General features: G+C 64.8%; 19 protein-coding genes, 3 tRNA genes and 2 pseudogenes. 11 read left to right on the forward strand and 13 right to left on the reverse strand.

From position 1 onward, the window contains the following. Nucleotides 1-108: 108 nt before the first annotated feature. Nucleotides 109-801, reverse strand: a pseudogene (locus ABLE94_RS13290) (IS256 family transposase); the annotation flags it as partial. Between the two features lie 33 nt (nucleotides 802-834). On the opposite strand from ABLE94_RS13290, the gene ABLE94_RS13295 reads away from it, so the two are divergent. Beyond that, a complete protein-coding gene (locus ABLE94_RS13295) occupies nucleotides 835-1365 on the forward strand; it encodes a sigma-70 family RNA polymerase sigma factor (protein ID WP_348809036.1) in 531 nt (176 codons plus the stop codon). A 200-nt stretch (nucleotides 1366-1565) separates the two neighbouring features. Beyond that, nucleotides 1566-3797, forward strand: coding sequence for a heavy metal translocating P-type ATPase (locus ABLE94_RS13300; protein ID WP_348809037.1), 2232 nt, complete (start codon nucleotides 1566-1568; stop codon nucleotides 3795-3797). Between the two features lie 6 nt (nucleotides 3798-3803). Here the strand turns inward: ABLE94_RS13300 and ABLE94_RS13305 are convergent, their stop codons facing one another. The 3 genes and pseudogenes from ABLE94_RS13305 to ABLE94_RS13315 all read right to left on the reverse strand — a co-directional run bounded on the left by ABLE94_RS13305 (nucleotide 3804) and on the right by ABLE94_RS13315 (nucleotide 6635). Then, nucleotides 3804-4271, reverse strand: coding sequence for a heavy-metal-associated domain-containing protein (locus tag ABLE94_RS13305; protein WP_348809038.1), 468 nt, complete (start codon nucleotides 4269-4271; stop codon nucleotides 3804-3806). A 240-nt stretch (nucleotides 4272-4511) separates the two neighbouring features. Continuing rightward, nucleotides 4512-4640, reverse strand: a pseudogene (locus ABLE94_RS26440) (hypothetical protein); the annotation flags it as partial. Beyond that, entirely contained in the window at nucleotides 4641-6635 is a 1995-nt protein-coding gene (locus ABLE94_RS13315) for a cytochrome c oxidase assembly protein (protein WP_348808973.1), read from the reverse strand. A gap of 382 nt (nucleotides 6636-7017) precedes the next feature. Here ABLE94_RS13315 and ABLE94_RS13320 point away from each other — a divergent pair, with 382 nt between their 5' ends. The 6 genes from ABLE94_RS13320 to ABLE94_RS13345 all read left to right on the forward strand — a co-directional run bounded on the left by ABLE94_RS13320 (nucleotide 7018) and on the right by ABLE94_RS13345 (nucleotide 13159). Continuing rightward, nucleotides 7018-8334, forward strand: coding sequence for a PepSY-associated TM helix domain-containing protein (locus ABLE94_RS13320; protein ID WP_348808974.1), 1317 nt, complete (start codon nucleotides 7018-7020; stop codon nucleotides 8332-8334). 288 nt (nucleotides 8335-8622) lie between these two features. Beyond that, a complete protein-coding gene (locus ABLE94_RS13325) occupies nucleotides 8623-9543 on the forward strand; it encodes an ABC transporter substrate-binding protein (RefSeq protein ID WP_348808975.1) in 921 nt (306 codons plus the stop codon). 19 nt (nucleotides 9544-9562) lie between these two features. Beyond that, nucleotides 9563-10798 (forward strand): cytochrome P450, encoded by a 1236-nt coding sequence (locus ABLE94_RS13330; RefSeq protein WP_348808976.1) that lies wholly within the window; start codon nucleotides 9563-9565, stop codon nucleotides 10796-10798. Continuing rightward, entirely contained in the window at nucleotides 10795-11778 is a 984-nt protein-coding gene (locus ABLE94_RS13335) for an L-tyrosine/L-tryptophan isonitrile synthase family protein (protein WP_348808977.1), read from the forward strand. Before ABLE94_RS13330 ends, ABLE94_RS13335 begins: the two co-directional genes overlap by 4 nt. Beyond that, the gene (locus ABLE94_RS13340) at nucleotides 11775-12410 is read left to right on the forward strand and encodes a DJ-1/PfpI family protein (RefSeq protein WP_348808978.1); all 636 of its coding nucleotides are present in this window, start codon (nucleotides 11775-11777) and stop codon (nucleotides 12408-12410) included. Before ABLE94_RS13335 ends, ABLE94_RS13340 begins: the two co-directional genes overlap by 4 nt. After that, entirely contained in the window at nucleotides 12407-13159 is a 753-nt protein-coding gene (locus ABLE94_RS13345) for a hypothetical protein (RefSeq protein ID WP_348808979.1), read from the forward strand. Before ABLE94_RS13340 ends, ABLE94_RS13345 begins: the two co-directional genes overlap by 4 nt. Before the next feature lie 33 nt (nucleotides 13160-13192). Here ABLE94_RS13345 and ABLE94_RS13350 read toward each other — a convergent pair whose 3' ends face one another. After that, a complete protein-coding gene (locus tag ABLE94_RS13350) occupies nucleotides 13193-13756 on the reverse strand; it encodes a sigma-70 family RNA polymerase sigma factor (protein WP_348808980.1) in 564 nt (187 codons plus the stop codon). Between the two features lie 182 nt (nucleotides 13757-13938). Here ABLE94_RS13350 and ABLE94_RS26445 point away from each other — a divergent pair, with 182 nt between their 5' ends. Beyond that, nucleotides 13939-14253, forward strand: coding sequence for a zf-HC2 domain-containing protein (locus ABLE94_RS26445; RefSeq protein ID WP_068746380.1), 315 nt, complete (start codon nucleotides 13939-13941; stop codon nucleotides 14251-14253). 364 nt (nucleotides 14254-14617) lie between these two features. Here the strand turns inward: ABLE94_RS26445 and ABLE94_RS13355 are convergent, their stop codons facing one another. Further along, nucleotides 14618-16027 (reverse strand): IS1380 family transposase, encoded by a 1410-nt coding sequence (locus tag ABLE94_RS13355; RefSeq protein WP_075863208.1) that lies wholly within the window; start codon nucleotides 16025-16027, stop codon nucleotides 14618-14620. 987 nt (nucleotides 16028-17014) lie between these two features. Between ABLE94_RS13355 and ABLE94_RS13360 the strand changes: the two genes are divergently transcribed. Both ABLE94_RS13360 and ABLE94_RS13365 read left to right on the forward strand, forming a co-directional pair. Beyond that, nucleotides 17015-17395, forward strand: a complete 381-nt coding sequence (locus ABLE94_RS13360) for a hypothetical protein (protein WP_348808981.1) — start codon at nucleotides 17015-17017, stop codon at nucleotides 17393-17395. Further along, nucleotides 17392-18015: a hypothetical protein gene (locus tag ABLE94_RS13365; protein ID WP_348808982.1), complete on the forward strand. Its 624-nt coding sequence runs from the start codon at nucleotides 17392-17394 to the stop codon at nucleotides 18013-18015. The genes ABLE94_RS13360 and ABLE94_RS13365 overlap by 4 nt, the downstream gene beginning before the upstream one ends. Here the strand turns inward: ABLE94_RS13365 and ABLE94_RS13370 are convergent. The 7 genes from ABLE94_RS13370 to gyrB form a co-directional block, all read right to left on the reverse strand. Beyond that, nucleotides 17990-19009: a hypothetical protein gene (locus ABLE94_RS13370; protein ID WP_348808983.1), complete on the reverse strand. Its 1020-nt coding sequence runs from the start codon at nucleotides 19007-19009 to the stop codon at nucleotides 17990-17992. The two genes, ABLE94_RS13365 and ABLE94_RS13370, sit on opposite strands and share 26 nt — an antisense overlap. A 511-nt stretch (nucleotides 19010-19520) precedes the next feature. After that, nucleotides 19521-19593 (reverse strand) — tRNA-Ala (locus tag ABLE94_RS13375). 114 nt (nucleotides 19594-19707) lie between these two features. After that, a tRNA-Ala gene (locus tag ABLE94_RS13380) sits at nucleotides 19708-19769 on the reverse strand. 80 nt (nucleotides 19770-19849) lie between these two features. Next, nucleotides 19850-19923, reverse strand: a tRNA-Ile gene (locus ABLE94_RS13385). Nucleotides 19924-20007: 84 nt separating this feature from the next. Then, on the reverse strand, nucleotides 20008-20886 hold the full coding sequence (locus tag ABLE94_RS13390; protein ID WP_348809039.1) for a DUF3566 domain-containing protein: 879 nt from the start codon (nucleotides 20884-20886) through the stop codon (nucleotides 20008-20010). 280 nt (nucleotides 20887-21166) lie between these two features. Then, nucleotides 21167-23653, reverse strand: coding sequence for a DNA gyrase subunit A (gene gyrA / locus ABLE94_RS13395; RefSeq protein ID WP_348808984.1), 2487 nt, complete (start codon nucleotides 23651-23653; stop codon nucleotides 21167-21169). A gap of 49 nt (nucleotides 23654-23702) precedes the next feature. Beyond that, nucleotides 23703-25781 carry a DNA topoisomerase (ATP-hydrolyzing) subunit B gene (gene gyrB / locus ABLE94_RS13400; protein ID WP_348808985.1) on the reverse strand — a complete coding sequence of 693 codons (2079 nt, stop codon included), beginning with the start codon at nucleotides 25779-25781 and terminating at the stop codon, nucleotides 23703-23705. Nucleotides 25782-25994: the final 213 nt, after the last annotated feature.

Raw genomic sequence — 25994 nt, forward strand, 5'->3', positions numbered from 1 at the left:
TCATGAGCAGTCCGCGCGCTACATCTACCGCGATAGAGCCCCGTGGGGTGGTGGACTTCGGATCGGGCGTGGGCGTCACGCGTTCTGATCAACGAGTCGTTGTGAACGCTAGGCGAGTTGGGCTTGCTCGTCCAGTAGTGCGGCGGCTTTCGCCTTCTCGGCGAGGACCGCGCGGAGCTCGTCCATCGACACCTCGGACATGTAGCGGCGGGTGACTTGCCACTCGTCGTGAGCGTCGATCACCACCGCTGTCGCCAGCCGGAGGAACGCCTCCGAGTTCGGAAAGATCTCCACGACATCGGCGCGGCGCTTGATCTCCTTGTTCAGCCGCTCGATCGGATTGTTCGACCAGATCTTCTGCCAATGGGATTTCGGGAACGGCAAGAACGCGAGCACATCGGTTTTGGCCTCCCGCATCATCGCCGCCACCTTCGGCATCGGCGTATCGAAACTGTCAGCGACCTGATCCCATTGTGCCGCAACGTCTTCGCGGTCAGTGTGCGCGAAGATCGTCCGCACCCCGGCGGTGACGACCGGCTGCTGCTTCGCCGGCACCACCCCATGCAGATTCCGCATGAAATGCACCCGGCACCGCTGCCACGCCGCGCCCGTGAACTGCTGCGCCACAGCAGCTTTCAGACCCGAGTGAGCGTCAGAGATCACCAAGTGCACTCCGTGCAGACCGCGTGCTTTCAAGCTGGTGAGGAAGTCCTTCCAGAACTCATACGATTCACTCTCACCGACCGCGGTGCCGAGCACCTCGCGGGTGCCGGTGTCCGACACCCCCGTCGCCACCACCAGGGTGAGCATGAGGCGGAGGTAACCCACTCAGCCCTGCAAGCCGCCACAGGCGACAACGCTGCCCTCGACTTCTTCGTTCGGTCGACACAAGCCGACGTCTGGCGATTCATCGCCCACCTCGGGCACCGGAGCACCGCGGACGATCTCACCCAAGAGACCTTCCTGCGAGCCATCAAGAGCCTTCCCCGCTTCACTGCCCAGTCGACGGCCCGCACCTGGCTGCTGTCAATCGCCAGACGGGTATGCGCCGACGAGGTGCGTCGCGCCATGTCGCGGCCCCGTATCGCCGGTACCGCCGACTGGGTAGCGGCAGCTGAAACCCGGCGCGCTCAAGTAACACCTATCCGCTGGCAGGAAATCGTAGAGACCAAGGTAATGATCGATCTGCTACCGGAGGATCGGCGTGAGGCACTGGTGCTCACTCAGATCCTCGGACTGTCATACCAGGAAGCGGCCGATGTGCTCGGATGCCCGATCGGCACCGTCCGGTCCCGCGTGGCCCGGGCACGCGAGGCTCTCGTCGAGGCAGCTTCCGCTAGCGACGAACACAGCCGCAGCGTCTAGCACCGGTTGGCAGCGACAGAATCGGCCGCCCGTGACGTCCGCCACAACATAGGCTCTCGAGGGAACTATTGTCAACGCGCGGACGACTGCTCATGTAGCAGTTCACTTACGTATCCGGAGATCATGCGATTCAGCGACCGGGGAGATCGAGGCAGATTGTGACCACCGTCGACGGCCATCCGCAGGATGCGGTCAAGGAGATCCACGACGACAGCGATGGCGTGCGCCGGATCCAGCTGGATGTGACCGGGATGACATGCGGTGCGTGCGCGGCCCGAGTGGAGCGCAAACTCAACAAGGTTGACGGTGTTCGTGCCTCCGTGAACTACGCGACACGCATTGCGACAGTCGACGCGGGCAAAAACCTATCCACCACCGAACTATGCGCTGTCGTCGAAAAAGCCGGCTACGGGGCTACGGCGCGATCGGACACGCCGCAGCCGATCCCAGACGCTGATGCGGAGACAGCAAAGAACCTATTCCGCAGGCTGGCGCTCGCTGTCGTTCTGTTCGTTCCGCTCGCCGACCTTTCCATCGTCTTCGCCGTGGTGCCCAGCACCCGATTCCCCGGCTGGCAGTGGCTGCTGCTTGCACTCGCAGCGCCGATCGTCACGTGGTGCGCCTCCCCCTTCTACAGAGTCGCGGCGAAGAACCTGCAGACCGGCAACGCAAGCATGGAGACTCTCGTCACCATCGGCATCCTCGCGGCGACCGGATGGTCTCTCTACACACTAATAACCGAGTCAGGCAACCCCGACTCTTCGCCTGGCGTGTGGGACGCAATCTGGCACAGCGATTCCATCTACCTGGAGGTCGCGACAGGGGTGACCGTTCTGGTGCTGGCCGGACGCTACTTCGAGGCTAGATCCCGTTCACGGGCTGGCGGCGCACTGCGGGCGCTCGCGGCAATCGGCGCAAAAGACGTGTCGATTCTGTTGACAGACGGCGCGGAAATGCGGATCCCGGCCGGCGAACTGAAAGAAGAGCAGCGGTTCGTCGTCCATCCCGGCGAGACGATCGGTACCGACGGCCTCGTCATTGAAGGCAGCGCTGGCGTCGACATTAGCGCGATGACCGGCGAGTCGCTTCCGGTGGAGGTCGAGCCGGGCGACGCTGTCATCGGTGGCACTACGGTGCTGGACGGGCGACTTATCGTCGAGGCGGCCGCTGTCGGCCCTGATACTCAGTTCGCAGGCATGATGCGGCTCGTTGAGGAGGCGCAGTCGGGGAAAGCGAACGCACAGCGTCTCGCAGACCGCATCGCAAGCGTGTTTGTACCAGTAGTTGTCGTTCTGTCGCTGATCACGCTCGGAGTATGGCTAGCGCTCGGAGAACCGGCCACCGCGAGCGTGTCCGCCGCACTGGCAGTCCTGATAATCGCCTGCCCATGCGCGTTGGGGCTGGCGACCCCCATCGCCGTGATGGTGGCTACCGGTAGGGGCGCACAGCTTGGAATCTTCCTGAAGGGGTACCAGACGCTCGACAGTTCCCGACTTGTTGACACTGTCGTGTTCGACAAGACAGGCACCGTTACCCAAGGCGTCCTCCGAGTTGGCGAGGTGCACACCGTTGAAGGGTTCGCCGACGACGAGGTGCTCTGTCTTGCGGCCGCTGTGGAGAACGCCTCGGAGCACTCAGTAGGCGCGGCGATCGTCGCGGCTACCGACGGCCGCGACCTCGAACCGGTCGATGACTTCCGGGTGGAGCCGGGTCGTGGCGTCTCCGGCGTCGTGGACGGCCGCACAGTGAGCGTCGGTTCACCGCGCTGGACGAGCCGGGCTGCGGTGGTGCCAGCAACCGTGGCGCGCCGATGCAAGGAACTCGAAGCCGAGGGCAAGACGGTCGTCTTCGTAATAGTCGACGACGCCATTGCCGGGCTGATCGCGGTCGCAGACCTCGTCAAGCAGTCCGCCGCTCCTTCGATCGCCGCGCTTCAGGCCGCGGGTCTACGCACGGTGCTGCTTACCGGCGACAACGAAGGGGCGGCGCGCACGGTGGCCGCAGAGGTCGGAATCGACGAGGTTCATTTCGAAATGCTCCCCGACCAAAAAGTGGAGCGGTTGCGGCGCCTGCAGGCCGATGGTCGGTCGGTCGCCATGGTCGGCGACGGCATCAACGATGGGCCTGCGCTCGCGACGGCGGACCTGGGCCTAGCGATCGGCCGCGGCACGGACGTGGCGATCAGCGCCGCCGACATCATCCTGGTGCGCGACGACCTGCGGTCCGTACCCGCGGCCCTCAGTTTGGCGACCGCCACCCAGAGAACCATCCGGACAAACCTGATCTGGGCGTTTGGGTACAACGTCGCCGCGATCCCGATCGCGGCGTTAGGTCTGCTCAATCCACTCATCGCGGGCGGTGCGATGGCGATGTCATCGCTGTTCGTCGTCACCAACAGCCTCCGCCTCCAGCGCTTCGGCCGGACGAAATAGGCTACGTCAGCGCGTGACGATAAAATTGCCGTGCGCGCGGATGGCCTGATCAATAACCTCGTCCGCGATATCCTCGTCAGCATCAATCCTCACCTGCGAGACACCACGGGTGTTGAGGTCGATCTGGACGGACTGGACGCCGGGGATAGCCGAGACATCCTTGGTTACCGTCTCGACGCAGCCGTTGCAGTGCAGTCCGTCGACGGGCACAGTGATCGTTGCCATGGATTCCACCAGTTCCTGATTGGGTTCGATTCTCCGTATCGAGACTATCACTGCATCCCGGTCCCCGACCTCGGAAAGTGCCTCGCCACCTTGGCTTTCAGTGTCGATCGGTGCGCGTTCAGTTGCCGATCGCCGCAGTGCCCTCGGATCACGGCCAGCGGCCAGCGTCAGCGCGCAGGTGAGGCAGAATGCGGCCGCGAGCAGGAGCAGGATTACCCAACTGGCGGGGCGAAGTACCGAGGCGACCACTAATCCGCCTGTGAGTGCGGCCGCGGCGGCAGCACTGGTCCACAGGATGCGACTGCGCGACCACCGAGCCCGCCCTGGAACAGACACCGGTTGCGGCTGCTCGCGGACAGCGCCGAGGATCCTGTCTGCGAGGTCGGGTGCCGGATCTGGGCCGACTGCGTCGAGCGCGCTAACAGCCGCCGCGTACGCGGTGCAGGCAGCGCAGCCCGCAAGATGCTCGTCTACGCGTGCGGAAGGGACATTCTCCCGTTCTCCGTCAAGACGAGCCGACATGGCCTCGCGCGCGACCTCGCACCGCATGCTGTCAGTATGCCTCAGGTCCGTCCGGCGGCTCCTCGTTAGGTCGGCAGGCACTCGAACGGGCGTCATTCAACGGCGCGACCTGGCGAGTTCCTCGAGCATGGCGTTGTAGTCGTCGAGTTCGGCGTCCTCATAGGTTGCCGCGTGCCGGTCGGCACGGCGGCCTGCTCGGCTATCTGATTTGGCCCACTGCGCCACGATTGCGACAACGACGATCAACACCGGGATTTCGCTGATGCCCCAGGCTATGGCTCCGCCAAGCCACTGGTCGTCGAGCCTATCGCTGATCCAAGGTAGGTCGAGCTGGCCGTAGAACTTGTCGCCAATGACGGTCGACATCGTCATCAGGGCGATACCGAAGAACGCGTGGAACGGCATGACCGCGAACAGAAGTCCGATGCGTGCTAGATACGGGATGCGGCGCGGTCCGGGGTCGATGCCGATGATTACCCAGAAGAACAGATAGCCGACGATCAGGAAGTGCAGCGTCAGCAGTACATGCCCCCAATGGTAGCGAGCGAACGTGCCGAAGATCGGCGAGAAGTACACAATGTAGAGCGACAGTACAAAGATCACCAGCGCGATGACCGGATTCGACAGTAATGCCGTCACCTTGGAGTGCAGCACTTTCAATACCCATTCCCGTGGTCCGGGAGGCCCTCCTGCCCGCGCGGCGGGCAGGGTGCGCAGGGCCAGGGTGGCCGGTGCGCCCAGCACCAATAGGACGGGAACAAACATATTGAGCGCCATGTGCTCGGCCATGTGGACGCTGAACATCGCCGATCCGTACGAACGGACGCCGGAGCACACAACGAGCACCAACAGGACGCAACCGGTCGCCCAGGCGAGGGTGCGACCGGCCGGCCACGTGTCACCGCGAGCCTTCAGCCTTCGCACCCCGATCAAGTAGGCGAGGGTCCCGACGATGGTGAGAAGACCAATGAAAAGGTCAAAACGCCAGAACGTAGCGAGAGTCCAGGCGGTCGGGGGGCCGGGCAGTTCGTAGCCTAGGAACACATCCCATGCGGTGAATGGATGGGTCAGGAGCCCGGGCGCGACCCGAGTATCCAGGACAGCCCAGCAGGCGATCGCGGTGAGCATAGCAACTGAGCCTGCAAGGTCGATGCGGCTTGTGTCCCGGCCTTTCCCTGTCGCGCGGAGCGCCCGCACGGACGTCAGGAGGGCGACGATCATTGCCACGACCATCACCCAGGACGCCTCCCCGAACGGCGTGGAGAAAAGAGACTCAGCAGGCAGCAGGAGGCCAAGCAAGGCAAGCGCCGACAGTAGGCCGACCGCATCGGAGACCAAGGTGATCCAGGCGCGCCGCCGATCGACAATCTGCCGATCGGCGCGGCTGTCAAGAACCGGTGCTCGCGCGGCGGCGACCCGGATACCGAACGAGACGGTGAGCGCCAGCGCGAAGAAGATCCCGAGCCCAGTGCTGTAGTCGTGGTTCGGGCCCTGACCCGCATTGCCCGCCACGAACAGTGCGGTTGCCGCGATTCCGGTCGGCACCAGGGCGACGACGTGGACCATCCACGACAGTGAAACCCACCCGAGCACTGTGACCACGGTCGCGCAGACGGCGAGGGTCAGCCAGGCGATTGACTTCTCGCTTATGGCAATTGCGTCGAACACATAGTCGGTCGACATCAATTTGCCCAGCGACGATCCAGCACCGTCTGCGGCCGCAATGATCACCATGCCCCAGGCGAGGAACGCGAGTAAGCAGGTTGCGCGGGCGAAGGTGCGCTGGGCCGGATAGACAGTCGCGTCAATGAATCCAGTGTCATCGAAACGTGCGCACGTGATCACATAGACGAGTGCACCAAGGCTGAGCCCTACGAGCCCAACTCCCGCGAAGTAGCCGACGACGTCGAGCACACTGACGAGGCGGCCCGGATTCGGGTCGCCTCGTTCAGCGAACCGGCTGTCGCCGACGGTCGCAGCGTACAGAGCGAGTGAAAGGAACCCGAAGAGCGCGACTCCCGCGAGTATCGCGCTGACCAGGCGCTTGTGCAGGCGAACCGTCCTCGGCTCGTCGGTGACGACGGTCTTCACTTAGTCACTTGCTCCTAGCCCGCCGGGGTTCGGCGTCGAAGGCCAGTATACGGGCCTGCCTGGTCAGCGGACCGCACTGAGGTGCCGATGAGCACGTCAGTGCAATCATGAGGAGAGGGGCATCAAGCCGGTCTACGCGATGACCCCTCCAGGGAGTCTCCCGCCGCTCGCCCATACGACGGGTCACGCGCGCATAGCCATGAAATTAGACCATTGCCAAGAACATGATTCCCATTCCAGCCGCCATGAACACCTGGCACAGGTCGCTGGAAAAGGCGAGCACGTCGCTCGACTCACTACTGCTGTCATAGGTCGCTCCGCTCACGTTCTGGTCATCCGGCAACTCGAGTAGCCGGATGTGAGTCGGCCTCGGCGGCCTCCCGTGGCGGCTCAGATTCAGGCGCTACTGGCGCGGTTGCACTTCTACGGCGGGCTGCTTGTTGCTCCGTTCATCTTGCTCGCGGCCCTCACTGGTGGCTTGTATGCGATGTCCCCCACCATTGAATCGTTCGTGTACCGATCTGTCCTGGAGGTCCCGGCGTCCGCCGAGCAGGTTCCGCTGCAGGATCAGATTCTCGCAGCACAACAGACTCACCCCGACCTAACTGTTGCGCAGATCTGGCCCTCGGATAAGGCTGGCGATCCGACTCGGATCTTGTTCAACGACCCCAATATCGAGGCTGACGAACAGCGCGCCGTGTTCGTCGATCCCGGAACCGGTCGGGTGATCGGTGATCTACCCAGTTACTCCGGACTGGGGGAGCTTCCATTGCGGCGGTGGGTGTCAGGGCTTCACGAGAACCTGCATCTCGGTGAACCCGGATTCGTGTACTCGGAACTTGCCGCCTCCTGGCTCTGGTTCCTCGTGCTCGGCGGTACGTTCCTGTGGTGGCGCTCGGTGAGGCGCCGCAAGCGCAAGCTGCGCGGCCCGATCCCCCGCATGCTCCGAGGGCTGCCGTCGAAGAAGGGCTCCCGCGTGCGCGCAATGAATCTCCATGCCATCACCGGCTCCGTCGTGGCGGTCGTCCTGATAGGACTCTCGCTCACGGGGATCACCTGGTCCAACACTGCGGGCAAGAGCGTCAACACGATCGTGGCAGAGATGAACTGGAAGGCAACTCCGATCGCGACAAAGGTCTCCGCCGCCGAAACCGTGCCTCTGGACACGGCTGGGCAAGCTACACGGGTACTGCAAACCGCTCGCGCCGAGGGCCTGACCGGGCCACTGCGGCTGTATCCACCGACCGCGATGGACGGCGGTTGGAAGGCATCCGAGCTGTGGGTGTCCGGTCGAGTTGCCTCCGATCAAATCTCCGTCGCAGGAGCTACCGGGCGAACAATCGCTCGTCAGGACTTCGCTGACCTGCCTACATTCAGCAAACTCTCGTCCTGGGGCATCTACCTACACATGGGCACGATGTTCGGTCTACCTCTCCAGATCACGCTGCTCGCCGTTGCGATGGCGATAGTCGCAATCGTCGTCATGGGCTACCGCATGTGGTGGAAACGGCGGCCAACACGGGGTGGCATGGGGACCGCCTTGGGCACTTGGAAAGCGGTCGGCTGGCCCGTCCGCATCGGGGCGCTCGTGATCGCTCTACCCATCGGCTGGTTGCTACCGTACTGGGCCTTCTCGTTGGCCCTGTTCATTGCCATCGACGCGGCGATCCAAGCCAGCAAGCGACCGAAGCTGAGCTAGCTCGACGAGATGCAGCACTCGCAGGTCCCACCACTGTCGACACCGCCGTGATCCTCGCGAGCGCAGGGCGCGGGAACTCGATCGACACGGCATCCGACTAATCCTGTGAGGCGGCGGTCATCACTGAGCCGATCGCCGATGGTGAAGGGTGAAAAAACAATGATGGGTACAACAATCTCGAGGCGGGCAACGATCGCGGCGGTCCTCGTCACCGTAGGTGGAGTTCTCTGCTCGTGCTCCGGAACGACAGCAGATTCCTCGACAACGTCCGGCACGCCATTCGAGCCGGTGACGACGACCGACTGCGAGGGGCGCAACCCTCACCGGTTCGACACCGCACCGACGAAGATCATCAGTTCCAACAACGCCGGCGCGGATCTACTTGCGCGCCTCGGAGCCGGCCAACAAGTGTCAGGGGTGGGCTGGGCTCGCGGTCTCGACGCGCTCGCGCCTGACGTCCGCGACAAGCTCACCTCCGCCCAACGACTCTCGGACGGCAACATCGACAAAGAGAAGCTCCTATCCTCCGGCGCGCAGGTGTTCCTGGCAACGTTCGCGAGCATGGACATGATGGGCACACCCGAGCCCACGGCCGCGGAGTTCCAGGCCGCGAACCTGACGAAGGTGTTCATCAAGTCATCTGCGTGCGCGAAGTACCTCTCCGGTCCCCGCACCGATCTCGACCAGGTCTACTCCGACATCAGCGACCTGGCCGCGCTGACCGGTCACCGCCAGACAGGCGACGAGATGGTCACATCCATGAAGAAAACAATCGAGTCAGCTCGCGGCAAGATCCGATCCGGCTCAAGGACGCCGACTGTCTTCCATTTCGATGTCGCAGCGAGCAAGGACACGCTGACCACACCGGGAAACCGGCAGATCGCCAACGCGATCTACACCCTCGCCGGAACCACCCCGCTGGGCGGCCGCATCGACGGCGCGTTCGGCAAGTTCACCTACGAAGACCTCGTAGCCGCCGACCCGGACTGGATCACGATCGCCGTTCGACGTACCGGCGATGACACCTCGGTACGTGCCGCCCAGGATGCCGCGATCACCTCGCTCGAGGCCGACCCCCGAACCCGCGGACTCAAGGCGGTACGCGAGAAACGCTACATCCGGACCACGTCCGAAGACATGACGCTCGCCGGCCCCGCAAACGCGGAACAGGTCGCGGCCATCGTTGACTCCGTCAGCACATCTCGATAGCCGGACGGAAGCCGATTCCATGAGCACCAGCGAACAGCCTGCACCGTTGTACGGTGAGGACTACTACCGCGACCCCTACCCCCTGTTCTCGTCACTGCGCGAGCAGGGGACGGTTCACCCGGTCGCATTCCCCGCGATCGACGCCTGGCTCGTGACGGGCTACGACGCCGCGCACGCGGCTCTGGGCGACGACCGGCTCGGGAAGAACCACGCCCGCGCCAACGCGCGGTGGCATGCGAAGGCATCGATCATGCCCGAACCACAGCACTCGCGGCTGCAAGTCCACCTGCTACACCAGGATCCGCCTCGGCACACCGCTATGCGCGCGATGATCGCCGACCACTTCACGGCCCGGCGTTCCGAAGCGCACCGCGCCGGCATCCGCGCACATGTGCACGCTCTGATCGATGACCTCCCTGTCGGATCCGTGGACTTCATCGAGGGCTTCGCGGGCCGGCTACCGTTCTTGGCCTTGCGTGATGCGATCGGCCTACCGGACAACCTTGCGCAACAGTTTGACCCGGCATGGGGTGGCGTCGTAGCGCCAGTAGGGCCGGACGATCCCCGACGGCCCCACTACGAAGGGCTGCTACGCGGGCTGGAAGGCTACATTGCCGACGTCGTCGCCCACTTCACCGGCGGCTCCGGCGATCAGAGTGTCCTGCTCGCACGCCTGGTCCGCGAACACGAGCACGGCGATCTCACTTCGAATGAGCTGTCTTCGATCATCTTCCAGCTGCTCGCCGCGGGCCAGGACCCCGTGACCAACCAACTGGGGATGGCGATCCTGACGCTGCTGCGCCATCCCGACGCTCACGCGTGGCTCGTCGCTCATCCCGATGGCATCGATCGCGCCACCGAAGAGCTCCTGCGGTACGAGAGCGCCTTCGGACAGACCACCTGGCGATTCTTCACCGAGGACACCGAATTCGGAGATCACACGGTACCCGCCGGCGACTCGGTGATCATCTCCCTGATGGCCGCCAATCGTGACCCGGCGAAGTTCCGCTGCCCGGCCGAGCTCAACCTGCAGAGAACACCGAATCCGCACCTGGCGTTCGGCCACGGCGTGCACTTTTGCCCCGGTGCCCATCTCGCGCGCATCCAGATCCAGGAGACCCTCACCGCGATCACCGCGCGCATCACAGACCTGCGCCTCGACTGCGAGGAGACCGACCTCGAGTTCCTCCACGCCCCACTCGCTCGCGGTGTGACGAAACTGCCCATCCGGTACAGCGCGGTGAAACCCGCGTGAGCACATCAATCTCGAGAAACGACTCCGAAGACAAGCAGGCGGACCAAGTCGCACGCGAGATCCTTGCGGTGCTTCTGCCACGCAGGCGTACCACCGATGACGACGGGCCAACGCCTGATGACTGGCCCGTGCAGTTGGCGAAGATCCGCACCGCAGTCGAGCGGCGAATCCCGATTGACTTCATCATCCCGGGCTTCCCGTGCAAGTCCCCCAACCCGGCCAAAGTGGCCGGCACGCTGCCCGATGAAGCCGAGCGGGTCGCACTGCACGTTCTCAACGAGATCTGCAGCCAGATATCTCACGTTCATCCGCCAGGAGCACGGGTGACCATCTGCTCCGACGGTCACGTCTTCACCGACATCATCGGTGTCGACGACGAAACGATCGTCGAGTACAACGACGCCCTCGTGAAGATGATCGCCGACGAAGGCCTATCCCACCTCAGCACCTTCGACCTCCGCGAGATCTGGGGCGACGGAGACTTCGCCGCCAAACGCCACCAGCTCGACACCCAGTGGGCACCCGCGCTCGACGACATCCGCGCCGACGTCAAGGCCGGTGGCAACTCCGCCCGGCTCCTGCGCGGCATGACCAGGTTCATGATCGCCGACACCGTCGACTGGGCCGGAACAAAATCACAGCTCCAGAAGAACGCGAAACAGCGCGCTTACCAGCTGATCCGCTTCAGCACCGCATGGGGAAACATCCTCGATATCCACTTCCCCGAAGCGGTCAGGCTCTCCATCCACCCCCAGCCCCGGCTCTCACCGAAACTCGGCATCAAACTGATCGCACCGGACGACGACATCTGGACTACCCCCTGGCACTCGGTACTGGTCTACGACACCTCCGGCCGGCCGCGACTGACCAGTCACGCCGAAGCCCGCGCCAAATACGTTCCCGTCCATCAGGACGGCAGCCTCAGCCACTTCATCGAGCAGCCCCTCACCGGATGCGCCAACGCACAGGAGCTCCCATGACCGACGTCATTAGCGCACAGCCCTCCAGAACCGTCGGAATCGTCCTCTTCGATGGCTTCGAGCTCCTCGATGCCTTCGGCCCCGTCGAAATCCTCAGTGTGCTGCCCAAACACTTCCGGCTGAGCTTCATCAGCACCAACGCGCGCACCGTCCAGAGCTCTCAGGGCGTCTGCGTCATCGCGGACACGACCATTGCCGACGCTGAGCCGGTCGACATACTGATCGTGCCCGGGGGGATCGGAATCGAGCGACTCGTCGCCGACCAGAGGGCACTAGGAGCCCTTCGCGCGCTGGCGGAAACCGCGGAGATCGTGGCCTCCGTGTGCACGGGCACAGCAGCACTGGCAATAGCGGGAATCTTGGACGGTCGCGCAGCTACCAGCAACAAGAAGGCCTTCGACTGGGTCAGATCGTTCGGTCCGAACGTGGACTGGAAGCCTCGGGCACGGTGGGTGACCGACGCGAAGTTCTGGACAGCATCCGGTGTCGCCGCAGGTATGGACATGACTGCAGCGCTGATCAGGCACTTGCATGGTGACGAGACGGCGCAGTACGCGACGGAGATGATCGAGCTCGAGGTGCGGACCGACCCGCACGATGATCCGTTCGCGATCGTCTCCCCTCAGACGTGACCGGGTTCGAGCGATCCGTCTACATCATCGACCTCGACGGGACGATCTACAGCAGTGAAGTCCCCATCTTCGAGGTAATAGGCATCGTCAATCGCCTACCGGCGAGCGACACCTACTACTTGTCGAACAGCGATGTCGCAGACCAGAGGACGATCGCTGCCAAACTTGAATCCATGGGGGTACGCGACGTTGCCGTCGCGAACATCCGGACAGCGCTCGACCTCGCCCCAGCATGGATTGCGGCACAGTACGGCCGCCAGCGCAAGATCTACGCCCCCGGCAACGAACAACTGGCTGAGCACCTCGATGCCGCCGGATTCGAGGTGACGGCACAATCGAATCACCGATGGCCGGTATCAGACGGGATTTGCGTCCTGAGCTCCATGACCGGCACTGCCGGAAGCATCGCTGCGTCCTACCGGCTCGGGTATCCGGACCCGGTTCCGCCAGGGCTAGCGCTCACACACATCGACACCGTCCTTTCCCGCGAAGGGCGCTACATTCCCGGACTCGGGCACGCGGTTATTGGCGCCGGACTCGACCCGGGCGCTCTGCCGCACATCGGCAAGCCCAGCACGTACGGTGCCTCGGATCTCGGCATCGACCCTTCACGACACAGGATCACCGTGATCGGCGACGCAGACATCACAGATGGGCAGCTAGCCACCTCACTCGACGCGCTCTTCCTTCAGGTCCGGCGCCCGGCGCTATCACCGGTACCAGCAGGTGTGATCCCTCGCCGAATCTGATGATCTTCACTGTAGGGCAGGAAGCGGGGAGCCCTACCCGGTTGCTACGTGATTAGAGGGAGTCGCTGCCTCAAGATCAGCGCGGGCCCGCGACACCCTGGAGCGGACAGTCCCGATCGGCACTCCCGTGACGTCAGCAGCTTCGGCGTAACTGAACCCAAGCACTTGGGTCAGCACCAACGCCTCCCGCCGCTCAGGAGACAGGCCCGATAACAAGTCAAGAACGCTCGCGCGGGTCTCCAACCCCATCCCCGGCGCAACGCACGTGGCCTCGAACACAGCCTGGACATCCTGGCTCGCGAGCCGAGGCCGCGCCCGCGCATGCCTGCGAGCATCGACAACAACCCGACGCGCGATGCTAATGAGCCAGGTGCGCGCCGAGGACCGACCTTCGAAACGATGCAAAGCTCCGATGGCGCGCAAGAAGGTTTCTTGCGCCAGGTCCTCGGCGTCCTGCGGACCGCTCAAATGACAGATCACGCGGATCACGTCGCGTTGGGTCGTGCGGATGAACTCCTCCAGCGCTGCGCTCTCACCGCGCCCAGCAGCGAGCGCCAGCTCGGTGAGCTTCGCGTCCGCGCCGGATCTATGCGACATAGCCCATATGAAACCAGGCCAGGAGGCACACGGGTACCTCCAGGGGGTAACAAACTACTACTCTGCGTAGTTGGCGCTCACGGCTTCGCGGGATTCCGTAGCTGCCGATCGTCCTCGACGGATAGCGGTGGCCACGACTAATCTGATCAATTGAGTAGCACTTCGACAGGTAGGAGGGGCACGTGAGCATCGACTGTGATCACGCTCGTGAGGCGCTCTCCGCGGATCTCGACGGAGAGCAGGGCGCCGCGGATGCGGTGAACGCACAGGACCATCTCAGCAATTGTCCGGCATGCCGCAACTGGTACACGGAGATGACGAGGATCAACCGTCGTTTGCGGCTCACGGCGGTCCCTGACTCCGCGCCGACACAAGGTTTCACCGACCGCGTGCTCAGCCTGATCGACCTCAAGACGGTGTGCGGCTGCGGCGACCGGTGCGGTTGCTCCGAGCCGTGCGGCTGCGGTGACCTCTGCGTGTGCCGACAAGGCGCGTGAAACTGGGAACCTCGAGGCCCCGCCGTGCGACTAACTGTATGAAGCGGCCCCTGTGCCGCGGTCGTCAGCATGTCGAAGGGAAACCCGGTGGCTCATGCGCTCGTCTCACGCCTAGCAATCGCGATGATGGTCCTGTCGGTCGTGATCGGATCTAGTACCTCTGCTCCAGCAACCGCCGAAGTCGGCGCTGCAGCAAGCAGTGTCGCGCGCTCGCGCGGCTAAGCCTCGATCCACCGATGAGCCTTCGGCGGGTGGCGTCGGCGTGAGGGGCGCGGCGTGATCGGCTGCGGGCAGGGGTGAGTTCCGGGCGTCTCATCCCGGTTGTCCACTTCGTTCTCGGTCGTGCCGCTGGTGGCGGCGGTGGTCAGCTGGCCGCGGCCGGTGGTGGTGGTGCGTGCGTCGCGGTGAAGAGTCGGTCGAACGCGGTCTGCCAGGGCCAGGCGTCCGGCAGGTGCAGGATGATGCGGCGCGCCGTCCGTGCCAGTCGTGCCGGCACTGAGATGAGGGTGCGGCGAATCGTCGCGGTCGTTGCCCGGGCGAGCCGCCCGCCTCGGTCGGCGGTGAGTCCAGCGGCGCGAGTGAGGTTGAATGCGATCACGGCGAGGACGAGCCATGCGCTGTTCGCGGTGAACACTCCCGAGGGCAGGTGAGCGAGCGGGCCTGCCTTCAGGTCGGCGTGAACTTGCTCGATGATCGCGTGCCCGCGGTGGGTCTTGTCCGCCGCGACGGTTCCCATTGTCTGCTTGTCGGTGGTGGTGAAGAACGCGTGGTGTCGGTAGCTGTCGAACAAGGTCGGCTGCTCGACCTGCTTGGGGTTCAGGTCTGGGATCCGTCGGACCACCAGTCGTCCTTCAACCCGTTCGGCGATCTTCCGGGAACGGAACGCGACGAAGGGCACCTCGGCGACCTCGGCCTTCGAGATCCACCGGCCCGTGACCTCGTCACGGATCGCGTTCGGGTACTCGATCGTCTCCCACCCGTCCTCGGGGATCGTCGCGATCGCCGTCTTCACCGCGGGGTCCATCCGAACGGTGATGGACACGTCCGCGCCGGCCTTGATCGCGGTGCCGATGGTGGCGTGGCCGTAGAACGCGGAGTCCGCCCGCAGCAACGGCCGAACACTGCTGCCCAGGTCCATGCGGCGAAGCGTGGCGAGGGTGTCGGCGACGATCCTGGCCGCGCCTTTCGGGGAACCGGTCTTCCCCTGCCGCAACCGCTGGGCGAGGATCACCGGCGCTGAGGTCGTCGTCGACGCTGTCGCGACGAGGGCGTTGAGGCCGCGGACGCCGGAGTACCCGAACGACGCTCCCTGCTTCTGGTACCCGTGGACCTCGATGATCGTGTCGTCCACGTCGACCATCACCCGCTCACCGTCCCGGATCTGCAGCAGCGGCGCGGCCGATGCGAGGTTCACCAGCGTCCGTGAGGCGACGGCATCGAGCTGGCGGACGTGCCCGAACCGGAACTCCCGCAGGAACGAGCCCAGCGTCGACGGTGCATACGTCCGATCGAACAACCGGCCCATCCCGCCATGACGCAGCAGATTCATGTCGTCGATCGAGTCCGCGCCAGCGAGCATCCCCGCGACCAGCGCCATCACCTTGCCGCCGGCGTTCGCACCCTTGTCCGTCGGGACGCTCAATCGCGACTGCGCGAGCTCATCAAGCCCCGCAGAACGGGCAAGACGGAGCATCGGGACCAGCCCCGCGACCGACACGAGATTCGGATCATCGAACACAGCCGACACGGCAACGGGAGCATGCTTGAATTGCACCTACGAGATGCCTCTCAGACTCGGGAAATAGGACCTTAGACAAGCTCTATTCTTCCTGGTCAGAGGGGCATTTCTGCGTTACGACGCCAACTCAGCAAGCCTCCCCATCGGTGGATCGAGGCTAAGGGGATTGGAATGCGGACAGCGATAGCCGGACCGGATCCCGTCTTGCTCAGACGTGTCATCGACTTTCACCACGACCTGGCAGCACAGGCTCGCACTATCAGGACCGCAGGTGAGTTGCTCCGGCACATCCCTCTCCCGGTAGATGCCGAGCAACTCGAACGCTCGGCCGAGGACGCCTTGAGGACATTGGCATCCGATCCCCGACTGCAGGCGTGTTGGCCCCCTGTGGACCCGATGTCAGTGAGCCATGACCGACGTGAAGCGCTGCTCCGAGCCAGCGGAGTGTTTTCCGCCGCTGGCTTTCTCGGCCTCTCGTCAGTCGCCCTAGCTACCGTGGTTCCTATCATTGCCGCACTAACGGCAGTCGCGGCGTTCGTTATCGCGATCATCGCTGGGTGCGAGGCTGCGTGGACAGCGGCGTGCCGGCCGGCCCGAGCCAGACAGGAGTTCGCCGCAGGTCTACTCGCGGCCACCGCGGAGATCGGCTCGTCACGGCGGCATGAGGCGACGTAGTAGGTTCCGGCCTGTGCCGGGTTGAACGGCTAAGAGGCGTGTGACCGCAAGGCACGTCTGACGAAGTGGCCGCCTGAATCGTGCTTGAGCGCAGCTCCTCTCACTCCCACGTCAAGAGACATGCGTCATTCGCTGTGATGCGCTCAACTAGAACTGTTCGCACGGTGTGCCGATTCGTCTCGACGCGCCGTGTAGGTAAGCCAATCCCGATGCTCCGTGATGTCGGTGTCCTCTTCGGTGACCAGCGCCGCCAATCTGGCCTGACAGGGCAGTGGCCGGCACGATGATGCTGCTCTGTAATCCCTAGTACCAGTGACTATTAGGACATTGACTGCTAAAATCAGCAGTATGCTTCCTACGGGTCCCCGGACGATCGATAGCTTCCGCCGGATCACCATCCCAGCGAAGGTCGCGAAGGCGTCCGGGGTGCGGCAGCCCTCGTGGGTCCGAATCGGAGTTGTCGCTGACCAGAGGATCGTCGAGATCGTTCCCACTCGCGGCCCGCGCGGGACGAAGCCCTCCGTACGAGGCAATCCGGATCGCCCGCGCAGGCTGCGGACGTCACGACAGATCGCGCTGCCGGCGGCGGTCCTGGAGTCGGCCGGTCTGGATATCGGGAGCGTAGTGGCGTTCCTGGCCCTGGAGGACCGCATTCATCTGTTCGCCGCGTCGCGGGTCATCGCGCCGGAACCGACGCCCGTGGTAACCGTGAGGAAGAACGACAGGTGACGGCGCGGCGGCATACCCGGACGGTCCCCGCGGAGGCGAGTCAGATCCCGCTGTTCGAGGTCCCTGTCGTCCCGCCGGCGGGTCTCGTCGACGCGGCAGTGGTCACGGCTGCGGAGCTGGTCCTCGATAGCTCGGTGTCAGTGTTGCCACGGACCGAACTGTCGGGGCTTCGCGGGTATCCGGTGGTCCGATGGTCATCGACCGTCGTCGAACGGATGTCGACCGGGGCGGGACCGATGCTCGACGCGCAGGTCCTCGAGCTGTGGGAGATGTGTCCGGCGGAGGGCGCTGGAGCGCCGCCGGCGGCACCGTTGAGCATCGTCGGGTTCGTCGCGACCGGGCAGTGGAAGAGGGCCCTGTATGTCGCCAGCGAGCTTCGCGGGTTCGGGGAAACCGTGGTGCTGACCGAGCGGCGGCCCACGGCGTTGAGCTTGACGGCGGCGGACCTCGCCGGCGTGAGCGTGGTGCACACTTCTCACGCCGGCGAGGAACTGTTGGTGCGGGGGTCGAAGGTTGCCGATCCGCCGCGGATCGTCGCGGTGCGGTACTGGGAGGAGCGGCTATTCGCTCACGCCCTCGCGACCGGAGTGCCGATTACGCCGCAGCCGGCTCCGGCTTGAGGTCGATCCACTCGGACAGGGCACGCTTGCGCCCCCAGTCGCCATTGGTGATCTTCTCGATCTCAATGTTGTATTCGCGCGCGGACTCGCACATCGCGGTCCACGTCTGCGGACCGCTGTGCGTGGCGATCGCCGTCGCCATCCCTCGCCCGAGCGACGCGACTGCGGCCACCGAGTGGGAGAACGCTGCCGACTCGGGCTTGTCCGCGGTGCGGATCCACGTCAATGTCCGGCCGCCGCAGAACGAGCAGTCGCAGTACCACGCCGCGTGTGTCTCGTCCTTGATGAAGTGCCGCTCGAACGCCGTCAGCGACGTGTACGCAAGCAGCTCGGGAACGATGAACGAGACCGACGCGCCCCCACCACCGCCCTCGCGGATGGGGTAGATGTGCCGGTACCTCGATGACGATCCCAACGCGGCGCCGGCGGCGCCGTACGCCAGTGCACCCAAACCCGCGGTGTCGCTGCGTAGCAGCATCACCGGTGTCTCGGCGCCCAGGACGTTCACCAGTCCCGCGACGGCGTTGCGCCGGTCGAACGGGTCGTCGGTGTCCTCGACCATCAACGCCACCGGCAGCCCGTGCACGTCGATCGCGCCGCGCAAGACGTCAGCGTCATGCGTCAACCACCGGCCCGCGATCGGCAACGCCGCGATCACCTTCTCCCCGAACCGCGCGGCAGCCTCGAGCGTGCCCACCAGTCCCGCGGTATCACCCTCGGCCACATACCCTGAGTCGGTCAGGGCCCAGCCCAGACCGGCCCGGCGCTGCACGGTGATCCAGTCCTGCGTCGGTGCCGCGTCCGCGGTCTTGCGATGCTTCTTCCCGCTGTAGAGGTTGGCATCGAGCAGCAGCGACGCTTCCGGGCACCTCTTGAGGGTCTGGTCCGCCGCCGTAGTAGCGACCGCCACCCTCGACGTGCGGGACTGCCACGGCACGGTGTAGACCGCGCCGACACCTTCCGCCGCGATCAGAGCGCGGGTCGGGTCGATCAAGGTAGTCGGGACCTGAACGAACAGGTCCGTCGACATACCCTCGAGCCGGTTCTGCCCGACCTGGACGGGCCGGGCCCCTCCAGCCCGATCAGTGCTGGTGGAATCGGTAGTGCGATCAGAGTCGCGACTGTCGTTGGTCAACGGTGCCTCCTCAAGGCGTTGTGGATGAGCCACCACGCCGAGGTCCACGTCGCTCGCCCACACCAACCATTGCGGTGTTTGGCGAACCCGCGCACACCGTCTACCATCGGAGACGTCATCCAAAGACATTCGCAACGGTCACAGTATCGAGGGCCTGAGCCCTCGGAGCGGTGATTCAGTTGTTCAGCGGAGCCCGGTTCGTCTGCAAACGAGCCGGGCTTCAGCTGTCTCTATTCTAGAGCCTGCACATGACAGGTCCCGGACGTCGTCACCTTTACGTCACCGATGGCCCTACCGACGCGAGGAGCCCCCAGGCCGATGGCCTTGGGGGCTCCTCGCCGACGACATTGTCAGCAACTAATCACATCTGTGGAGGCTAGGGGATTCGAACCCCTGACCCTCGCCTTGCAAAGGCGATGCTCTACCAACTGAGCTAAGCCCCCTTGTGTGGTTGTGCACCCACTGCTGGGCACCGTCCCACCGCCAAACTACGACCTCGTGGCGGACATGTCCACCACAGCATCCCTGCTGGTCAACCCCTTACCGAACCTGTCAGCTGGAGATAAGGAACGAACTCCTGACATCTGCCTTGCAAAGGCAGCGCTCTACCAACTGAGCTAAGGCCCCTCGCCGACCGTGTGATCGACGTTTTCGGGTCGGGATCTCGCGCTGCGAAACCGCTGCTGCGAGTGATCCCAGTGGGCCTAGGAGGACTTGAACCTCCGACCTCTTCGTTATCAGCGAAGCGCTCTAACCGCCTGAGCTATAGGCCCTTGAACCGAGGACAGAGATTACCCGACGTAGTGCCCGGACACCAAAACGCCTCCGGAACACCGGCTCTGACCTGGGATGATCCTCTAGTCGAGGTCGGCGAGTGTGACCTCGAGTCCGCCGACCATATCGGCCACCAGGTTGTAGATGTAGGCACCGATGGTTGCCAGCGCGGTGATCAGGATCCCGTTCACGACGCCGAGGATGCCGGCGTACAGGAACACGCTGCCGGCGCCGATGATGTCGCCACTGGTGGCGCCGTCTGCGGTGACCAGGGTCCCGAAGGAACTGTTGACCTGTTCCCACACACCCATGCCGTCGAGGACCAGGTAGAGCACGGCCACGGCGATCATCCAGATCACAAAGCCGACGATGGCGAGCACGCCGACCACCTTGAAGGTTGCCCACGGGTCGAGACGCCGGACCTGAACGGCGGCGCGCAGGGCTCGTCCGGAGCCGACCTGCGTCGGTGCGGAGCGGGTCGCCACGCCGGCCGCAGCCGCCGCGGCACCTGCTCGTGTCGCCTCACCGGAGGTGTGGTGGATCTCGTCGAGGTCGGGCAGCTTCTCCCCCGCCGACGGTTCGCGTGCGATCGTCCGCGTCGGTGTCTCCACAAACCGGCCGCGGGGTGCCTCGGTCGTCGGTGCGGCCGGACCCACCGGCGGCGCGTCGAGCTTCTTCACCGGTGCCTGCTGACCGCTCATGCTCGCGGCGGCGGTGCCACTGCCGGTGACCACGCCGCGCGGGGTGCCGCCGCGGCCGTTGACGATCTGTTCGGTCGGGGCGCTGCCCGACGGCATCGGGGCCTGCGCCGAACCGACCGGATTCGTGCCGTCTGGGCCACCCGGACCGCGCTGCCACGGCGGCACCAGACCACCGCGCTGCGGCCCCGGCTGGGGACCGGACGTCGACGGGCCCGACGGGGACGCACCGGAAGCACCGGACGGCGATCCGGCAGTGGGAATGCTCGTCGTCGTGGCCGCGTCATCGGAGGCACCCGACGCCGTGGGTCCCTTCGCCAGGGACGGCGATGTCTTCTTGTCCGGGTCGTTCGGTTGGCTCACTGGCGTCTTATCCTCACTCGGCACGTCCGCGGTGGCTTCCTACTGCTCTGGCCGCAATGGCTCCACCCTAACCGTTGTGGCCGTCACACAAGACGAGCCACGACGCTGTTCCGGCGTCGTGGCCCGTCTTGTGTCCGAATTGTTTTGTTGGCGAAGTGGCCCTCGCCTACCCGAGGGACCTCTACTCGGCGTCGGGGTCGGGTTCGTCGGCGTTGCGGGCAATCGCCAGCAGCGTGGTCCCCTCGTCGAGGTTCATTAGGCGCACACCCTTGGTCTGACGACCGGCCTTGCGGACCTGCTTGGCCGCGGTGCGGATGACGCCGCCACCGGAGGTGATGGCGTACAGCTCGGTGTCGTCATCGACGATGAGGGCGCCGATCAGGGTGCCGCGTCGACGATCGTGCTGGATCGTCAGGACGCCCTTGCCGCCACGTCCCTGCACCGGGTAGTCGTCCATGCCGGTGCGCTTGGCGTAGCCGCCCGACGTCGCGACCAGCAGATACGTGCCCTCGCGAACGACGTTGAGCGACAACAGCTGATCGTCGTCGTTGAACCGCATGCCCTGGACACCCGAGGTGGCCCGGCCCATCGGACGCAGTGCCTCGTCGTCGGCGTGGAAGCGGATCGACTGCCCCTTGTCGCTGACCAGCAGCAGGTCGTCGTCGGCGCTGCACAGCTGCGCGCCCACCAACTCGTCCTCACCGCGCAGGTTGATCGCGGTGATCCCGCCGGAACGGTTCGAGTCGAAGTCCTCGAGCTTGGACTTCTTGACGAGGCCGTTGCGGGTGGCGAGCACCAGGTACGGGGCGTCGGTGTAGGCCTTGATCTGGATGACCTGCGCGATGCGCTCCTCCGGCTGGAAGGCCAGCAGGTTGGCCACGTGCTGACCGCGGGCGGTGCGGTTGGCCTCCGGCAGTTCGTACGCCTTGGCGCGATAGACCCGGCCCTTGGTGGTGAAGAACAGAATCCAGTCGTGGGTGGAGCACACGAAGAAGTGCGCCACGATGTCGTCCTGCTTGAGGCCGGCGCCCTGCACACCCTTGCCGCCGCGTCGCTGACTGCGATACAGATCGGTCTTGGTGCGCTTGGCATAGCCGGTTTCGGTGATGGTGACGACGACGTCCTCGCGGGCGATGAGATCCTCGTCGGTGACGTCGCCGTCGGCGGCGATGATCTTCGTACGACGTTCGTCGCCGTACTTCTCCACGACGACGGTGAGCTCGTCACGGACGATCGACCGTTGGCGTTCGGGCCGGGCGAGGATGTCCTTGTAATCCTCGATCTCGCGCTCGATCTCGGCGAGGTCGTCGATGATCTTCTGCCGCTCCAACGCCGACAACCGGCGCAGCTGCATGGCGAGGATCGCATCGGCCTGGATCTCGTCGATCTCCAGCAGATCCATCAACCCGGTGCGGGCGGCCTCGGTGTTGGCCGACGCCCGGATCAACGCGATCACTTCGTCAAGGGCGTCAAGGGCTTTCACCAGACCGCGCAGGATGTGGGCGCGCTCCTCGGCCTTGCGCAACCGGTAACGGGTGCGCCGCACGATGACGTCGATCTGATGGGCCACGTAGTAGCGGATCATCTGGTCCAGGCGCAGGGTGCGGGGCACACCGTCGACGATGGACAGCATGTTGGCGCCGAAGCTGGTCTGCAGCTGGCTGTGCTTGTAGAGGTTGTTCAGCACCACCTTGGCGACCGCGTCGCGGCGCAGGGTGACGACGACGCGCAGACCCACACGATCTGAGGAGTGATCCTCGATCTTGCTGATGCCCTTGAGCTTTCCCTCGTTCACCTGCTCGGCGATGGAGGCGATCATGTTGTCCGGGTTGACCTGATACGGCAGCTCGGTGATGACGATCTGGGTGGCGCCACCCTTGGCCTCCTCGATGGAGGTGACACCACGCATGCGGATCGAGCCGCGGCCGGTGGTGTAGGCGTCCTTGATCCCCTGACTGCCGACAATCAAACCGGCCGTGGGGAAGTCCGGTCCCTTGATGCGCTCCATGCACGCGGCGAGGGTGGTTTCGTCGTCGGCCTCGAAGTTCTCCAGCGCCCAGAAGATGGCCTCGGCGACCTCGTTGAGGTTGTGCGGCGGGATGTTGGTGGCCATACCGACGGCGATACCGCCGGACCCGTTCATCAACAGGTTCGGGATACGGGCCGGCAACACCGTCGGCTCGTTGGTCTTGCCGTCGTAGTTGGGTGTGAAATCGACTGTGTCCTCGTCGATGTCACGCAACATCTCCATGGCGAGGGGGGTCAGCCGGGCCTCGGTGTAACGCATGGCGGCGGGGCCGTCGTTGCCGCGGGAGCCGAAATTGCCCTGACCGTCGATCAGCGGATAGCGCATCGACCACGGCTGGGCCAGACGCACCAGCGCGTCGTAGATCGCGGAGTCGCCGTGCGGATGGTAGTTACCCATCGTCTCCGCAACGGGTTTCGCCGATTTGACGTAGCTGCGGTCGGGGCGGAAACCGGCGTCGAAGGATGCGTAGAGCAGACGGCGGTGCACCGGCTTGAGGCCGTCGCGGACCTCAGGGAGTGCACGGCCGACGATCACGCTCATCGCGTAATCGATGTAGCTGTTCTGCATCTCCTGGCCGAGATCGACCGGTTCGACGCGGTCGCCTTCGCCGCCGGCGGGCGGCAGTGTGGTGTCAGTCATGAAGTGTCCTTGTCAAGGTGTCGATGTCTTCTCACGCCGGGACGTGGAATCAGACATCAAGGAAGCGAACGTCTTTCGCGTTGCGGGCGATGAAGCTGCGACGTGCGACGACGTCCTCACCCATCAGCACCGAGAAGAGTTCGTCGGCCGCGGCGGCGTCGTCGAGGGTCACCTGACGCAGCGTGCGGGTGACCGGGTCCATGGTGGTCTCCCACAGCTCGCTCGGGTTCATCTCGCCGAGACCCTTGTAGCGCTGGATGCCGTCGTCGGTGTTGATCTTCTTGCCACTCTCGAGTCCGGCGGCCACCATGGCGTCGCGTTCCCGGTCGGAGTAGGCGTACTCGGCCTCGGCGCCCTTCTGCCACTTGAGTTTGTAGAGCGGCGGCTGTGCCAGATAGACGTGGCCGTGCTCGATCAGCGGACGCATGAACCGGAACAGCAGGGTCAACAGCAGCGTCGAGATGTGCTGGCCGTCGACGTCGGCGTCGGCCATCAGCACGATCTTGTAGTACCGCAGCTTGCCCAGATCGAACTCGTCGTGGATGCCGGTGCCGAACGCGGTGATGATCGACTGGACCTCGGCGTTCTTCAGCACGCGGTCGATCCGAGCCTTCTCGACGTTGATGATCTTGCCGCGCAACGGAAGGATCGCCTGGTACATCGAGTCGCGGCCGGTCTTGGCCGAACCGCCGGCGGAGTCGCCCTCCACCAGGTAGATCTCACACTTGCTGGGATCGTTGCTGCGGCAGTCGGCCAGCTTGCCGGGCAGGCCACCGATGTCGGTGGCGCTCTTGCGGCGCACCAGATCTCGCGCCTTGCGGGCCGCGAGCCGGGCGTGCGCGGAGTCGACGGCCTTGTTGACGATCACCTTCGCCTCGGCCGGGTTGGCCTCGAACCAGTGCTCGAGGTGCTCGCCGGAGGCCTTCTGCACGAAGCTCTTCACCTCGGTATTCCCGAGCTTGGTCTTGGTCTGGCCCTCGAACTGCGGTTCGGCGACCTTGACCGAGATGACCGCGGCAAGTCCTTCGCGGATGTCGTCGCCGGTGAGGTTGGAGTCCTTCTCCTTGAGCAACTTCTTGTCGCGTGCATAGGAATTCACCACGCGGGTCAGTGCCGCACGGAAACCCTCCTCATGCGTGCCGCCCTCGTGGGTGTTGATGGTGTTGGCGAAGGTGTGCACCGACTCGGAGTACCCGTCGTTCCACTGCATCGCGATCTCGACCTCGTGGCCGGTGCCCTTGCCGGTGAAGCCGATGACCGACTTGTGGATCGGGTGCTTGGTGCGGTTGATGTGCTTGATGTAGTCGACCAGGCCGTCCGGGTAGTGGTACGTCCGGGTCTTGGGTTTCGCTGCGGCAGCGGCCTTTTCGGCTTCACTCTTGACGGCTTCGGCGGCCTCCGGGTCACCGCTGTCGGCGTCGCCGTTGGGATCGCCGGGCGGTTCGATTGCCTTGGGTCGCTCGTCGGTGAGGGTGATGGTCAGACCCTTGTTGAGGAAGGCCATCTCCTGGAGGCGACGCGACACCGTCTCGGCGTTGAACTCGGTGGTCTCGGTAAAGATCCCCGCATCCGGCCAGAACCGAACCGTGGTGCCGGTCTTGCGGGTGGGCTCACCCTTGATCAGCCCGTCCGGCTTGGACGCGGTGAACGTCTCGTTCCAGTGGTAGCCGTCGACATCCACCTCCACCTCGACCTTGGTGGACAGCGCGTTGACCACGGAGATACCCACGCCGTGCAGACCACCGGACACCGCGTAGGCATCAGAGTCGAACTTGCCGCCGGCGTGCAGCTGGGTGAGCACGACCTCGACGGTGGGCACACCGGTGGCATGCATCGCGACCGGGATACCGCGGCCGTCGTCGACGACCTGGACACCGCCGTCGGCGAGCAGCGTCACGTCGACCTTGGTCGCGAAGCCGGCCATCGCCTCGTCGACCGAGTTGTCGACGACCTCCCAGATCAGATGGTGCAGACCCCGCTCACCGGTCGAGCCGATGTACATGCCGGGTCGCTTACGCACCGCCTCGAGACCTTCGAGGATGCTGATCGACTCGGCACCATATTCGGACGGCTTCTTTCGGGGCTTCTTCGATCCCGAGCCACCGGTCTTGTCGCTGCTTTCGGCCACGAGGTGCTAGCGCTCCTGTTCTGCTCTCGATGGGCCCGACGCCATCGGGGGTGATCAGCACAAAATCGCCCGCGCGGTCACCGGCGGCGTACAACCTCTGCTGCGCGTGCACCGGCGCCCTGTCACGGGCTGCTGATCCCCCAGTCGGGACAACACGGTCCAGTGTACTGCCTCAAACGAGTAGAAACCCGCATCAGGGGCCGCTGAATCGCG

The sequence above is a fragment of the Gordonia sp. VNK1 genome (assembly GCF_040049135.1).
GTDB lineage: Bacteria > Actinomycetota > Actinomycetes > Mycobacteriales > Mycobacteriaceae > Gordonia > Gordonia oleivorans.